The sequence below is a fragment of the Myceligenerans indicum genome, assembly GCF_016742955.1.
Lineage (GTDB): Bacteria > Actinomycetota > Actinomycetes > Actinomycetales > Cellulomonadaceae > Myceligenerans > Myceligenerans indicum.
The window spans coordinates 122,892-135,809 of the sequence record NZ_JABBYC010000006.1 but is presented as its reverse complement, the minus strand read 5'-3'; the positions used below and the strand labels follow the sequence as shown (position 1 = coordinate 135,809).

Here is a 12,918-nt window from a genome sequence, read left to right as displayed (position 1 = left end):
GCTCCGCTGGGGAACTGCTCGAAGGGTTTGTCGCGATGGAGATCGCACGCCAGCTCACCTGGTGTGAGACCAGGGGCGACCAGTTCCACTACCGCACACGTGACGGGGACGAGGTCGACATCGTGCTCGAGAACCTTCTGGGTGAAGTGGTTGCGATCGAGGTGAAGGCCTCGGCGACACCGACGCCGGACGACTTCCGGGGTATCCGGCACCTGCACGACCGCATCGGTGACGATCTCGTCGCAGGCTATGTGCTCCACACCGGACAACGAACACTGCCCTTCGGGCCGAAGTATCGTGCCGTTCCGGTCAGTGCGTTGTGGGAGGTCCCGGCGGCGACGTCAGTCGGCGACGACGTCCCGCGCCGCCACCGTGCTCTCCGTCACCGCCGTCGCCGGAGGCGTCAGCGTCGCGACGAGTGAACCGTCCGCCAGGCGAAGCCCCCAGACAGTCGCGGCGTCGCCCGTCGCGGTCACCCCGATCGCGGTCACGTTCTCGCCCAGGGGTTTTAGGTCCTTGCCGGACAGGTCGACGTCCGTGCCTCCCGGGACCGTCACGTCCAGCGTTCCCGTCTCGGTGCCGTCGGCGGCATAGCCGGTGACCGCGACCACGGCGGTCCCTGTCGGGTCGTCGTCCGCGCCTCGTTCCGAGGGAACGGCGGCGAAGTTCCCGGCCCAGGACGCGCCGTCGGGCACGGCGAGCGGGCCCGAGGAGGCCGACTGCGCGAGCGTGTCACCGTCACCGTCACCGTCACCGTCGGCTTCGTCGGTTCGCGCGTCGCCGTTGGCCTCGTCCACTTGTGGGCCGTCACTGTCGCCGTCCGCACCCGACCCCGCTGCCACCCCCCCAGGCGTCCACCGCCTGCTCCGCGATCCACGCCGTGTCGTACGGGGCCTCGTCGATCACGGAGTCCTCCGCCACCTCGCCCTTCCGGTGCAGCAGCCCGCCCGCGACCACCGGTACGGTCGCGTGCACCACTCGGATCATCATGGCACCGGTGCGATGCAGGTCGACCAGGCCACCAACACGGTGACGCGGCGTGACATGGATTCGTTCGGTGCGACCCGCGGCAGCGTGGTGGGGGATGCGGACGCGACGCGCTCAGGAAGGCGGAATCTCAGGCACTAAGCGAGTGACCGAACTCAGGTCTGAGCCTGGCACCAGTCGGGTCTGGGCAACGCTTGGCACGGGCCGGTGGAGTTCGCGGGATGGTGTCACAGCGTTGGCCCCAGCCTTGTCCCTGCCGCTTGGCCATGGGGGGCCATGCAGTGGGTGCGCTGGGAATGACCGCGGCTCTTCGGGCCGGGGTGTGCGCGGGCCCCAGCCTGAACTGACAAACTGCCAACCGCTGCTCGCAAATGTTGTATATTTCCAAGGTGAAGAGTGTCAGTTTGGCTGTCGAGGACGTCGTCGACGTGCTGCGTGCCGAGGGGAGCGATGTCAGCGACATCGAGGCGAAGGCGGCACATCAGGGATACCCGCAGGACCTGGCGCCGACTCTCTCGGCGTTCGGCAACATGCCTGGCGGTGGCGTCATCGTGCTCGGTCTCGACGAGCGGGCTGGGTTCGAGGCCGTCGGTGTCTACGACGCCGCGGATGCCCAAGCGCGCCTCGCGGGTCAGGCGCGCAGAGCTGTTGCCCCGCCACTTCACGTGTCCTTCACGACGGGCCAGGTCGACGGCAGCACCATCGTCCTGGCGCGGGTCCGTGAACTGCCGTCCACGGACAAGCCGTGCGAGGTGACGGCGAGCGGAAGCGCCTACCTGCGCTCGTACGACGGCGACTACCCGCTCTCCGAACCGGAGCGACAGGGGTTCGTGGCGAACCGAGGCGTGGCGCGACACGATCAGGCCCCTGTCAAAGGCTCGACGCGTGACGACCTCGACGACACACTGGTCGCGACCTACATCGCGAACTGCAGGGCGCGCTCCCCGCGCCTGGCATCCATGCCTGACGACGCGGTGCTGCGCCACACGCGAGTCGTCACCCGTGAGGGCGTGCCGACACTTGCAGGCATCTACACGCTCGGAGGATACCCGCAGACGTACTTCCCGACACTCTCGATCACCGCGAGCGTCGCTGCCCGGCCAGGGGATCCTGTCGGGACCCGCAGCGCCGACATCGCTCACTTCGACGGGCCTCTGCCCGAACTGCTCGATCAGGCGGTCGCCTGGGTGCGGCGCAACACGGCGACGCGCGTGCGGTTCGGCAGGGACGGACATGGGCGGGATGAGCCCGAGTACCCGACGGAGGCGGTGCGTGAACTCGTCGCGAACGCGCTCGTCCACCGCGACCTCGGCCCGCATGCGCTGAGCACCCGCGTGACGATGACCTTGCGGGACGACCGGCTCGTCATCACGAACCCCGGTGGCCTGCACGGGCTGACGGTCGAGCAACTCGGCGCCGGTACGGGGGGTAGCGCTCGCAACCAGAGCCTGTACGACATCAGCAAGGATGTGCGAACCAGCGACGGGCGCCGTGTGATCGAAGGCATCGGGTCCGGGATCGCCACCGTCCGGCAGGCGTTGAAGGAAGCCGGGATGACTCCTCCCCACTTCGTCGATGCCGGCATCCGATTCACTGCGATCGTGCCCGAACATGCGCTGCTCGACCCGGAAGACCTCGACTGGCTGGCCACGCTCACGACGGCCCAGGGCCTGTCCGATACCCAGCGGCACGCCCTTGCGGCGATGCGTCACGGCGAGTCGTGGACGAACCGGTCACTGCGCGCCCGGTTTCCGATGGATTCCACGGAGGCGCGCACCCTCCTGACCGACCTCGTCGAGCGAGGACTCGCCGAGGCGTTCGGGGAGGGGCGAGGGCGCGTCTACCGATTGGGCCCCGCCGCGGGAGACCGGCCGCACCCGGTGGCTTCGGCGACCCGCTCGAAACATGGTGACGTCATCGTCATGGCTCTGATCGATGGCCCGCGGTCGATCCGAGAGCTCACCGACGTCACCGGACTCTCGGAGCGACAGGTCCGCTATGCCGTCGGACGGCTCCGTGACGCCGGCGAGGTCGACCTGCTCGGAGGAGCGGGACACCGGGGAACGCTCTACCGCCTGGCATAGGCGAGCCCGTCCGGTCAGTCGGCGACGACGTCCCGCACCGCCACCGTGCTCTCCGTCACCGCCGTCGCCGGAGGCGTCAGCGTCGCGACGAGTGAACCGTCCGCCAGGAGAAGCCCCCAGACAGTCGCGGCGTCGCCCGTCGCGGTCACCCCGATCGCGGTCACGTTCTCGCCCAGGGGTTCCAGGTCCTTGCGGGACAGGTCGACGTCCGTGCCTCCCGGGACCGTCACGTCCAGCGTTCCCGTCTCGGTGCCGTCGGCGGCATAGCCGGTGATGGTCACGTCGGCTGCGCCGGCCGGGTCGTCGTCCTCGCCGCGTGCGGCCGGTATGGCGGTGACGTCCACGGCCCACGACATGCCGTCGGGCAGGGCGAGCAGGCTGGGGGAGGGCGGTGGCGCCACGTCGTCGCCCGCCTCCTGGACCGTGCCGTCGTCGGAGAAGGCAGCACCGCCACCGCCCTCGCCGTCAGCGTCCACGGCGCCCACGGACTGCCCCGCGATCCACGCCGTGTCGTACGGGTCGCCCTCGACCACGGAGTCCTCCGGCGCCTTGCCCTGCCGGTGCACCAGCCCGCCGCCGACCACCGGCACCGTCGCGTCCACCACCACGGCGTACCGTCCCGCCGGCAGCCCGCCGAGCGGGACGTCGGTCACCGCGCCTGCCCGCAGTTCCACGCCGTCGACACCGCGCAGCCACACCCGCCCGTCCGCGCCGTAGATGCTGAGCCGCGCCGTTCCGTCCTGGTCGCCGGGGGCCAGGAGCCGCAGCGAAGGTGCGTGCGGGTCCTCCACGGACTCGCCGCGGCTGTCCACTCCCGCGACGGCAAGGGCACGCGACGGCAACGCCCCGTCCGCCACGAGGTCCGCGCCCTGCGGGACGAGCCCGTCGATCCGGTGGTGCTGCACGTACGCGGTCACGCGCGCCCCTCGGCTCGCCGCGTGCACGACGAGCCGTGTCTGCTCGGGCGCGACGGCCTCCAGGGTCGTGGACACCTGCTCTCCGGCCGGCACCACGACGAGCGCCTGCCCGCCCAGCGTGACCGGCCCGGACGGGCCCCACACCTCCAGCGACACCGAGGCGGCGGTACGTCCCGGGTTCTGGAGCACGAGCCGCGAGCTGGACCCGACATCGGTCGACCCGCCCACGAGCCAGTGGTCGATCGCGGGCGCCCGGCACGCGCCCGCGACGAGCCCGCGCAGGTCACCGGCCGTCGTCACCGAGGTCGCCGTGGCCGCCGCGGCAGTGTCCGCCGCCGCCCGGACCACGCGTGCCGCCGTGTCGCCGGTGAGTTCCTCGCCGTCCAGCCCGACGACGTCCGGCACCCCGGCGGCGACCGTCAGGCCGGACTCCGTCTCGACCGGGCTGGCGTCGAAGTGGTCGTCACCCACGTCGTCCTGGACGAGTTCAGCGGGTGAGGGGCAGACCAGTGTGGTGCTGCCGGCGGCGACCGGGACCTCCCGTGTCCGGACCGCACCCGTCTCTCCTCCCGGGATGCCCTGTGCGAGCAGCGCGACGGCCGCGACGCACGCGATGCCAAGGGTGTGCGTGCCGATCCTCCGTGCCGTTCTCCAGCCCGTCATCGTGGCCTCCGCCCTCGAACCGGGAGTGCGAGCAACGCGAACACCGCTCCCACGAGTCCCAGTGCCAGCAGCCACGCGGTGCGGTGCGGTGCGCGGTAGCCGATGTCGAGGTGGCCGCCCTCCGGTCCGAGCCCGAAGCCCTGGAGCGTCGCTCCGGCCGAGGCCACCTCGACCGGCTCCAGCCGGTGCCCGTCGAGCGTGGCCGACCAGTGCGCCCCGGCGGACTCGGCGAGGACGATCCGCCGCCCGGCGCCACCTGGTGCCACGTCGACGTGCACGCCCGGACCGTCGGACGCCACCGGGGTGACCGACGAGCCGTCCTCGATCCGTGCCCAGCCCGGTGCGGGGTCGCGCTCGGTCCGTACGCGCCAGAGCGTGATCGCCTGTCCCTGGGTGACCCGCTCCAGGCCCGGGATCATGTCCAGCGACGCGGTCAGCTCGGCGTTCCCGGCGGCCGGGCCGATGCCGTCCCCCGTGTCGTCCCGTGCGGGAGGCGTCGGGACCTGGACGGCGCCGATCCCGAGACCGGCCAGACGCTCGGCCACGTCCGGGTCGGTGCCGGTCGCGAGCCGGACGGCGACGTCGTCGACGGCGCCTCGGCCTGCGCCGGCCGCGTCGCCGCCGACGGCGGTGTCCGTCGCCCCGACTTCCTGTGGTGTCGCGGCAGACGCCGACGCCGAGACCGACGCGTCCACGAGCTGCGTGCCGTCGCCGCGCAGCAGCGCGTGTTCGACGACGCCGTCGGCGCCGGTGCCGAGTTGCAGTACGCGAGCCTGTCGTGGCGTGGCCTGCATCTGCTGCCCGACGGCGGGAACCGCGGGCCCAGCACTCGCGTGCACGCCGTCGTCGGACAGCGGGCCGGCGAGGTACCACGACGCGATGCCCGCCGCACCGACCAGGCCGATCATCAGCGGCACGGCGACTCCGGCCACCGCGGCGGTGCGGACGGCGCGCCGGGCACGGACCACGCGCGTCGTGCACAGTGCGGCCCCGCCGAGGCCGAGCAGGACCACGGACGTCAGGGCGGTCCCCGAGGTCCGGTCGGCCAGGAGACCGGAACCTAGGCCCAGTGAGTCGAGAGCGAGCGGGTCGAGGTCGAGGGGGAGCGGGCCCGACGCGCCGAGGCGGCCGTCAGTCAGCGCCGCGACGGCGAGGCCGCAGGCGGCCAGGACCCAGCCGACCCGTGCCCCCGCGGCGCGCGGACCGGCCAGCGCGGCGAGCGCCATGACGCACAGGAGGCCGCCGAGCAGGTAGGGGCCGTACTCCGTGGCCGGCCACGCCCCGTCGAACCAGGCGCTCGGTGTGCCGCTCTGGCCGAGCAGGACCTGCCACCCGGCGCCGGAGCCGCCTGCCGGGAGGGTGCCGGGCAGGACCAAAGGGTCGGACAGGAGCAGGCCGACGTCGCGGGTGCGGAACACCTGGACCAGCAGCGGCGTGCACAGAACGAGGGAGGGCAGGAGAGCGAGCGCCAGGTGGGCGCGGCGGGAGGGGGCGGCGAACGCGGCGGCGGCCAGGACCACCAGAGCGATCGGCAGCAGCACCGGCGCGCCCGACACCGCGACGGCCAGGGCCAGTCCTGCCGCTCCGGCGGCACCGAGCCGCCGGCCGCGTCCCTCCGCGATCAGGGCGCCGTGGAGGGTGGCGCGGCCGTGCAGGGCGTCGACGCCGGCACGGTCGGGAAGGTCGATCTGCTGTCCGCCCACGGACCGGATGAGTGCCAGTGCCACCCACGGCAGGGCCAGATGGGCGACGAGCCCGCCCAGCAGACCGCCGGACAGTGCACCGAGGAAGCCGGGTGCCGCAGCCCAGGCGAGCGCCGCGACGCTCCGGACCCAGACCGACCGGGTGACTGCCCCGGCTGCCGCCCAGCCGCCGAGCGCGGCGAGCGGGAGTGCCATGACGAGCAGGGCGTTGACGGCGGTCTGGAGCGAGCCCCCGGCGAGCAGGGCGAGCGCGGTCAGGGTGAGCAGCAGCGGGTCGCCGGGCCCGGCCTGCCCGAGTCCGGTGAGTGTCCAGCCGGACGTCGCGGCCGTCCAGGTCTGGCCGGTGTCGGACGACGCCGGCAGGAGCGCGCCGCCCACGAGCCGTCCGTCGTCGGCGAGCGTGCCCATGGCCGGACCGAAGGTGGCGGCGGCCAGGGCGGCGGCCGCGACCACGACGAGCGTCAGCACGGTGCGTCGGCGGGTGGCGATGCGGTGCAGGTCCACCCGGTCGAGCTCGTCGGGGCCGGTGTAGCGGGCGTCGGCGCGTGCCAGGCGACGTTCGCGGTACTCCCGGAACGTCTGGCGCCAGGTCCCGAGCAGTGGCCGGAGCACCCGGTAGGGCTGGGTGGCGGTTTGCGCGACGCGTCGGCGGGCCTGGAACACGCTGCGCAGCCCGAGCAGCATCCACAGCGGTGTCATGAGCTCGTCATGTGCTGCCGCCGGCTGTTTCACGGCGAGCCGGTAGGCCGCGAGGAACGGGGCGCCGGCCACGAGGGCGAGCATCACCCACCCGAGCAGCCAGGGTGAGGTGGCCACGAGCCGGAACCGCAGCCGCGCGCGATGCTGGCGGCTCCGGTTCGAGGTGTCGGCCAGCGACTGCTGCGCGTGCCGGAGCACGGCGGTGGGCACCACGGTCACCCGGTGGCCGGCCAGCCGTACGCGGCGGCAGAACTCGAGGGAGTCGCCGAACGGCCCGTACTCCGGGTCGGTGCCGCCCAGGTCGCGCCACACGGAGGTGCGCACCAGGGCTCCGGCCAGCCCGACGGCGAAGACGTCCTCGCGCGAGTCATGCTGTCCCTGGTCGATCTCCGTCTCGTCCAGCCCGGTCATGCGGCGGCCGAGCGGGGAGACCGTGTAGCCGACCTGGAGCAGGAGGCCGCGGTCAGGATCTGCCAGGTCGCGTGGCCGCCCGTCGTCGTCGAGCTCCCAGCGCCGCTGCTTGCAGCCGGCGACGGCGACGCTGCCGGCGTGCTCGACCGAGCGGAGCAGTGCGGCCAGCGCACCAGGTGCGGGCGCGGAGTCGTCGTGCAGGAGCCAGAGCCAGTCGGGCGCGTCGGTCTCGCCGGGATCGATGGCCTCGGCGACGGCCGCGTTCACCGCGTCGCCGAACGACCGGGACCGGCTCGCCGCGACATAGCGCGCTCCGTCAAGGCTGAGCCCCCGGTGCGCGGATGTGGAATGCGCGGTGTCGACGTCGACCACGACGATCGAGCTCGGTGCCAGGGACTGTGCGCGGACCGCGTTCAGCGTGGATTCCAGATAGGGACTCCGCCCGCGTGTGACGACCACGGCGGTGACCGTGACGAGGGTCGAAGCAGGTCCTGTGACCGACCTGACCGCTGCGAGCGCGGTGTCGGTGGTGTGCCGGGGCGGCAGCCCGGTGGGTGGCGACGTCATCTCGCCGACCATCATGCGCACCGCGGACCGGATCCGCAGGGCAAGAAGGGAACCCGGCGTGTCGCGTGAGACGGGTCAGACGGCGCGCCGCTTGAGCTTGCGCCGCTCCCGCTCGGACAGGCCACCCCAGATGCCGAAACGCTCGTCGTTGGCGAGGGCGTAGTCGAGGCACTCGGCCTTGACCTCGCAGCCCTGGCAGACCTTCTTCGCCTCGCGCGTGGAGCCGCCCTTCTCGGGGAAGAACGCCTCAGGATCCGTCTGCGCGCACAGCGCTCGTTCCTGCCAGCTGAGCAGGGTCTCGTCCTGCTCCTCGTCGAAGAGCGACAGCACGTCCGCCATGGTCTCGCTCGGGCGTTCGGTGTCGGACGGGATGTCACCGTCCGGTTCCAGCATGTCCCACATGATGTGCCCCTCCATGCCGTCTCTGTCGGTCATGTGTCGCGCGTGTCCGCGCGCTTGCCTCGCTACGAAAACTGCATACATGGAATTACACGCGTGTCGTGTGGAGGCGTCAAGCGGAAGTGTGCTATCGGCAGAGGGCTTCACAAGAAAATCGCCCTCACCTCGGGGGACGGTCACGTGCGGATTGACAGGCTGCGTTGCGTTGCGTGCCGCGTAGCCTTCGTTCATGCTCGTTTCCACCCTTCTCGAACGTCTCCAGTCCGATCCCGGCCGCCCCCGCCTGACGTGGTACGGGGACGACGGGGAACGGATCGAGCTCTCCGGTGCGGTCCTGGCGAACTGGGTCGCGAAGACCACGAACCTGCTTGTCGAGGAGTACGACGTACAACCCGGGTCGATGGTTGGGGTGAACCTGCCCGTGCACTGGCGCACCGTGACCTGGGCGCTCGCGTCCTGGCGGGTGGGTGCCACGGTGGTGCTGCTCGACGGCGCGCCCGAGGATCCGGCCGCCGGGAATCTCGACGTCGTCGTGACAGATTCTCCTGATTCGTGGACGGGGTCGTCCGCGGACCTCGTCGTGGTCAGCCTGCCCATGCTGGCGCGCCGGTACGACGGCGACCTTCCGCCTGGTGCCGTGGATGCGGCCGCGGCGGTGATGACGTACGCCGACCAGATCATCTACGCGCCCGAGCCTGATCCCGGCCGCCCTGCCCTGACCGGATCCGGCGTGGCCGGGGCAGCCGGGAACGCCGTCGTCGGCCATGACGAGCTCGTCCCCGAGGCCGGGCCCGAGGAGGGGGTGAGGACGCTCGTCGACGGCCGTGGCCGAGCCGCTGACGTGCTGCGTCAGTTGCTGCGCGTCTGGGCCGCAGCGGGGTCGGTGGTGCTCACGGGGCCCGCTACCGCGGCCGCCCTGGAGGCCGACACGGCGCGGCGCGACCGGCTCGTGGCCACCGAGAAGATCGAGAGGATCGCCTGACCTGTTCTCCACGAACCCTCTACCGTCCCTCTGTGTGGCCTCTGCGCCCGTGCAAGTCCGCTCCCCTATGCTCTGAAGTTGTGACCTTTCCCGACTTCAGTACGCCCGGGGCGGGCCTGGACCAGTCGGCCGGCCCTGCCCACGCACGGGTCCTGGCCGGGCACAGGTCCACGACGCGGGTCGTGGCACTGGTCCTCACCGGGATGCTCGCGTTCGTGGCCTCGGGCTCCGTGGCGGCCTTGTCGCGATGGACGGGAAACATCGAGACCGCGTCCACCGAGGTGCTGACGAACCGCCCGGAGAAGGCCACCCCCACCGACCCGAACGCGGGCGAGCCGCTGAACCTGCTGCTCATGGGGAGTGACACACGCGAGGGTGAGAACGGGAAGATCGGCGGCAACGCCTCCGACGGCGCGCGGTCGGACACCACGATCATCCTGCACGTCTCGGGCGACCGGAGCCGGGTCGACGCGATCTCCATCCCCCGTGACTCCACCGTCGACATCCCCTCCTGTGTCACTCCCGACGGGTCCACCACCGCGCCCCAGCACACGAAGTTCAACGCCGCGTTCGCCGTGGGCGCGCTCGTCGGTGGCGACACCGCGTCCGGCGCGTTGTGCGCGATGCAGACCGTCGAGACGCTCACCGGAGTCTTCCTCGACGGGTTCATGGTGATCGACTTCCAGGGCTTCCAGCGGATGATCGACGCCGTGGGCGGCGTCGAGCTCTGCATCGAGGAGGAGATCAACGCCCCGGAGGCGAACAACCTGCACCTGGACCCGGGGGTGCAGACGCTCCACGGGGCGATCGCGCTCGACTACGCCCGTGCGCGCAAGGGTGTCGGCGACGGCAGCGACCTGGGCCGTATCGGCCGCCAGCAGCAGTTCCTCGCCGCCCTGGTGCGCACGGTGATGAGCGCCGACACACTCGCCAACCCGGGCAAGACCCTGAGCTTCATCGATGCCGTCACCAGTTCGATGACCATGGACGACAAGACGGCCCGGCTCGACAACCTCACCGGGCTCGCCTACAGCCTGCGCAACCTGGGCCCCGGGAGCGTCACCTTCCTGACGGTGCCGTACGCGACCGACCCGTACAACCCCAACAACGTGGTGTGGACGTCCGACGCCGCGCTCCTGTGGGAGAACCTCAAGCAGGACCGGCCGCTCGACGACGACCCCGCCACGGCGTCCGCCTCCCCCTCGGCCACGAACGGGACCCTGGCCGCCTCCGGCGCGTCCGCCTCGCCGTCGGCGGCGGATGACGAGACGATCGACCCCACGGCGTCCCCCAGCACCGACGACGTCAAGGAAGCCGGAAGAGAAGCGTTCACCGGCGCCGACACGACCGCCGTCTGCGATTGACGGGGAGAAACATGTCAGATCCCACGACCGACGACGACCCCACCCGGGTGCACGAGGACGCCCGGGCCGCTTCGCCCATCCCGCCGAGCTTCACACCGCAGCAGGCGGGGGACCGGCCGGGCACCGACGGGGCGATCGCCGTCGGCGACGCCGCGCACGGGGCCGCACGCCCCGGCGCCGAAGCCCCCACGAGCAGGCCGCGGCCTCCCGCCGCGACACCCGGAGCCGGCGTGCCCGTGGGCGAACGTCACAGTGAGCCACGAATCAAACGACAGTCTTCCCGGGAGGTCCCCGTGTCCGGTGGCAAGAACCCACCGCCAGTCCCGCCCCGCTCCGTGCCGCCGCAGGGCTCTCAGCCGCCCCAGGCCATCCCGCCCCGCCGGGCAACGGGCCGGGCGTCCGGCCTGAACGCCGCGCCCGTGCCGCGGCAGCAGCCTCCGGCGTCCGTGCACGCCACACACCGCCCGCCCGCGCCGGTGCGGCAGCGGCCGCCGGGCGGCCAGCCACCCCCACCCGGCGGAGGGCAGGCGCCCCCGCGCGGATACGGCCAGGCGCGGCCCGCGGCGCGACCCGGGCCACGCCGCAGGGGACGGGGAAAGCTCATCGCGATCCTCGTCGTCCTGGCGCTCCTGGCCTGGCCGGTCGGCCTGATGATCTGGGCGAACGGGAAGATCCAGCACGTGGAGGCGCTGTCCGGCGCACCGGGGACGCCCGGCACCACGTACCTGATCGCGGGCTCCGACGCCCGCGGCTCCGGCGGGATCAACGACTCCACCTCCGGCGCCCGGACCGACACGATCCTGCTCCTGCACAAGCCGGCCTCCGGCCCCACGGCGCTCATCTCGCTGCCCCGCGACACCTACGCGGAGATCCCGGGCGTCGGCATGCAGAAGCTGAACGCCGCCTACGCGTTCGGTGGGCCGGAACTCCTGGTGCAGACCGTCGAACAGCTCTCCGGGCTCACGATCGACCACTACGCGGAGGTCGGGTTCGGCGGTGTGAGCGACATCGTCGACGCCGTCGGGGGCGTGGAACTGTGCTACGACCACGACGTGGACGATCAGCGGTCCAGGATGAAGTGGACCGCCGGCTGCCACGAGGTCACCGGCGAGGAGGCGCTCGCCTTCTCCCGCATGCGGTACTCGGATCCGCAGGGCGACATCGGTCGCGCCAAGCGCCAGCGGCAGGTGATCGGCAAGGTGGGCCAGGCCATCAAGGACCCCGCCCTCCTGCTCAACCCGGCCAAGCAGGTGTCGCTGGCCGACGCCGGCCTGGGCTCCCTGAGCGTCGACGAGGACACCGGCGTGATCGACATGGCCTTCCTCGCGCTGCGGTTCCAGAGCGCCAACGGAGAGAACGGCGTCACCGGCACGCCACCGATCGCGAGCCTGGGCTACAACCCGGGCAACGGCGTCGGCTCCACGGTGCTGCTCGGCCCCGAGGAGGAACTGGCCCAGTTCTGGACCGACCTGCGCGACGGCAACCTGGAACCGGGCGAGGTCAACTCCCTCACGGGGTGACGGTCGTGCGGGAGGCCGCCGAACGTCCGTGATCCGTCGACGACCGTCCGCCCGAGGACGAGACGGACCACGGACGCCCAACCCCTTCTCCGCAGGGGCTCAGCGCTCGCCGAAGTGCGGGTCGATCTCCTCCGGAGACCGGGCCAGCAGCCGTGCCACCTGCTCCACGACGACGTCGCGAACCAGGTCGGCCAGATCGTCCTCGTCGTGCGAACGGACCTCGATCGGCCGCCGGTACACCACGACCCGCGCAGGCTGCCCGCTCTCGGCGGGGAAGTACCGGCCCAGGGGAACGCCACCACTCTCCCAGGGCGCCGGGTCCGACGGCGGGACGTCCTCCACCGCGAACTGCGTGCCGTTCAGTGCCTTGCCCCAGCGCTGGTCGAGCGACTGCGCGATATCCAGGACGAGGTCGTCGAACACCTCGGCACGGGTCCGGTGCGCCGGGGAACCCGGCGGGAACAGCGGTCCGCGCAGGCCTCGGCCGCGCCGGTCACGCCGCCGGGGCGCCTTCCGGTGGGGCGCCTGCGAACCGTCCGATGCTGCCGGGAGAGAGAACTTCGAGACCACACCATGACGATACGACCTGACCCGCGACCTCCCCGACAGCCCCGCCGCCGGG

Annotated in this window: 11 protein-coding genes; 5 read left to right on the top strand and 6 right to left on the bottom strand. The window is 72.2% G+C overall.

Annotated features, from left to right (window positions below):
- The first annotated feature begins 35 nt into the window (after positions 1-35).
- Positions 36-422: a DUF4143 domain-containing protein gene (locus HGK34_RS23730; RefSeq protein WP_201845726.1), complete on the top strand. Its 387-nt coding sequence runs from the start codon at positions 36-38 to the stop codon at positions 420-422.
- Here HGK34_RS23730 and HGK34_RS06290 read toward each other — a convergent pair.
- Together HGK34_RS06290 and HGK34_RS06285 are read right to left on the bottom strand one after the other, a co-directional pair.
- Entirely contained in the window at positions 342-797 is a 456-nt protein-coding gene (locus HGK34_RS06290) for a hypothetical protein (protein WP_201845725.1), read from the bottom strand. The genes HGK34_RS23730 and HGK34_RS06290 overlap by 81 nt on opposite strands.
- 10 nt (positions 798-807) lie before the next feature.
- A complete protein-coding gene (locus HGK34_RS06285; protein ID WP_201845724.1) occupies positions 808-978 on the bottom strand; it encodes a hypothetical protein in 171 nt (56 codons plus the stop codon).
- 398 nt (positions 979-1,376) lie between these two features.
- On the opposite strand from HGK34_RS06285, the gene HGK34_RS06280 reads away from it, so the two are divergent.
- A complete protein-coding gene (locus HGK34_RS06280; RefSeq protein ID WP_201845723.1) occupies positions 1,377-3,071 on the top strand; it encodes an ATP-binding protein in 1,695 nt (564 codons plus the stop codon).
- A 14-nt stretch (positions 3,072-3,085) separates the two neighbouring features.
- Here the strand turns inward: HGK34_RS06280 and HGK34_RS06275 are convergent, their stop codons facing one another.
- The 3 genes from HGK34_RS06275 to HGK34_RS06265 all read right to left on the bottom strand — a co-directional run bounded on the left by HGK34_RS06275 (position 3,086) and on the right by HGK34_RS06265 (position 8,370).
- Positions 3,086-4,651: a DUF5719 family protein gene (locus HGK34_RS06275; protein WP_201845722.1), complete on the bottom strand. Its 1,566-nt coding sequence runs from the start codon at positions 4,649-4,651 to the stop codon at positions 3,086-3,088.
- Positions 4,648-8,031 carry a glycosyltransferase gene (locus HGK34_RS06270; protein WP_201845721.1) on the bottom strand — a complete coding sequence of 1,128 codons (3,384 nt, stop codon included), beginning with the start codon at positions 8,029-8,031 and terminating at the stop codon, positions 4,648-4,650. The genes HGK34_RS06275 and HGK34_RS06270 overlap by 4 nt, the downstream gene beginning before the upstream one ends.
- A gap of 75 nt (positions 8,032-8,106) precedes the next feature.
- Positions 8,107-8,370 (bottom strand): WhiB family transcriptional regulator, encoded by a 264-nt coding sequence (locus HGK34_RS06265; RefSeq protein ID WP_244666484.1) that lies wholly within the window; start codon positions 8,368-8,370, stop codon positions 8,107-8,109.
- Positions 8,371-8,659: 289 nt separating this feature from the next.
- Between HGK34_RS06265 and HGK34_RS06260 the strand changes: the two genes are divergently transcribed.
- From HGK34_RS06260 to HGK34_RS06250, 3 genes are all read left to right on the top strand, one after another.
- Entirely contained in the window at positions 8,660-9,412 is a 753-nt protein-coding gene (locus HGK34_RS06260; RefSeq protein WP_201845720.1) for a TIGR03089 family protein, read from the top strand.
- 80 nt (positions 9,413-9,492) lie between these two features.
- Positions 9,493-10,776, top strand: coding sequence for an LCP family protein (locus HGK34_RS06255; RefSeq protein WP_307815821.1), 1,284 nt, complete (start codon positions 9,493-9,495; stop codon positions 10,774-10,776).
- An 11-nt stretch (positions 10,777-10,787) separates the two neighbouring features.
- A complete protein-coding gene (locus HGK34_RS06250) occupies positions 10,788-12,296 on the top strand; it encodes an LCP family protein (protein ID WP_201845719.1) in 1,509 nt (502 codons plus the stop codon).
- A gap of 99 nt (positions 12,297-12,395) precedes the next feature.
- On the opposite strand, the gene HGK34_RS06245 is transcribed toward HGK34_RS06250, so the two are convergent.
- On the bottom strand, positions 12,396-12,866 hold the full coding sequence (locus HGK34_RS06245; protein WP_201845718.1) for a metallopeptidase family protein: 471 nt from the start codon (positions 12,864-12,866) through the stop codon (positions 12,396-12,398).
- Positions 12,867-12,918 lie beyond the last annotated feature (52 nt).

Coding starts and splice junctions, on each gene's coding strand:
- HGK34_RS23730 (WP_201845726.1), top strand. CDS start 36: ATGGAGATCGCACGCCAGCTCACCTGGTGTGAGACCAGGGGCGACCAG.
- HGK34_RS06270 (WP_201845721.1), bottom strand. CDS start 8,031: ATGACGTCGCCACCCACCGGGCTGCCGCCCCGGCACACCACCGACACC.
- HGK34_RS06265 (WP_244666484.1), bottom strand. CDS start 8,370: ATGGCGGACGTGCTGTCGCTCTTCGACGAGGAGCAGGACGAGACCCTG.
- HGK34_RS06275 (WP_201845722.1), bottom strand. CDS start 4,651: ATGACGGGCTGGAGAACGGCACGGAGGATCGGCACGCACACCCTTGGC.
- HGK34_RS06260 (WP_201845720.1), top strand. CDS start 8,660: ATGCTCGTTTCCACCCTTCTCGAACGTCTCCAGTCCGATCCCGGCCGC.
- HGK34_RS06250 (WP_201845719.1), top strand. CDS start 10,788: ATGTCAGATCCCACGACCGACGACGACCCCACCCGGGTGCACGAGGAC.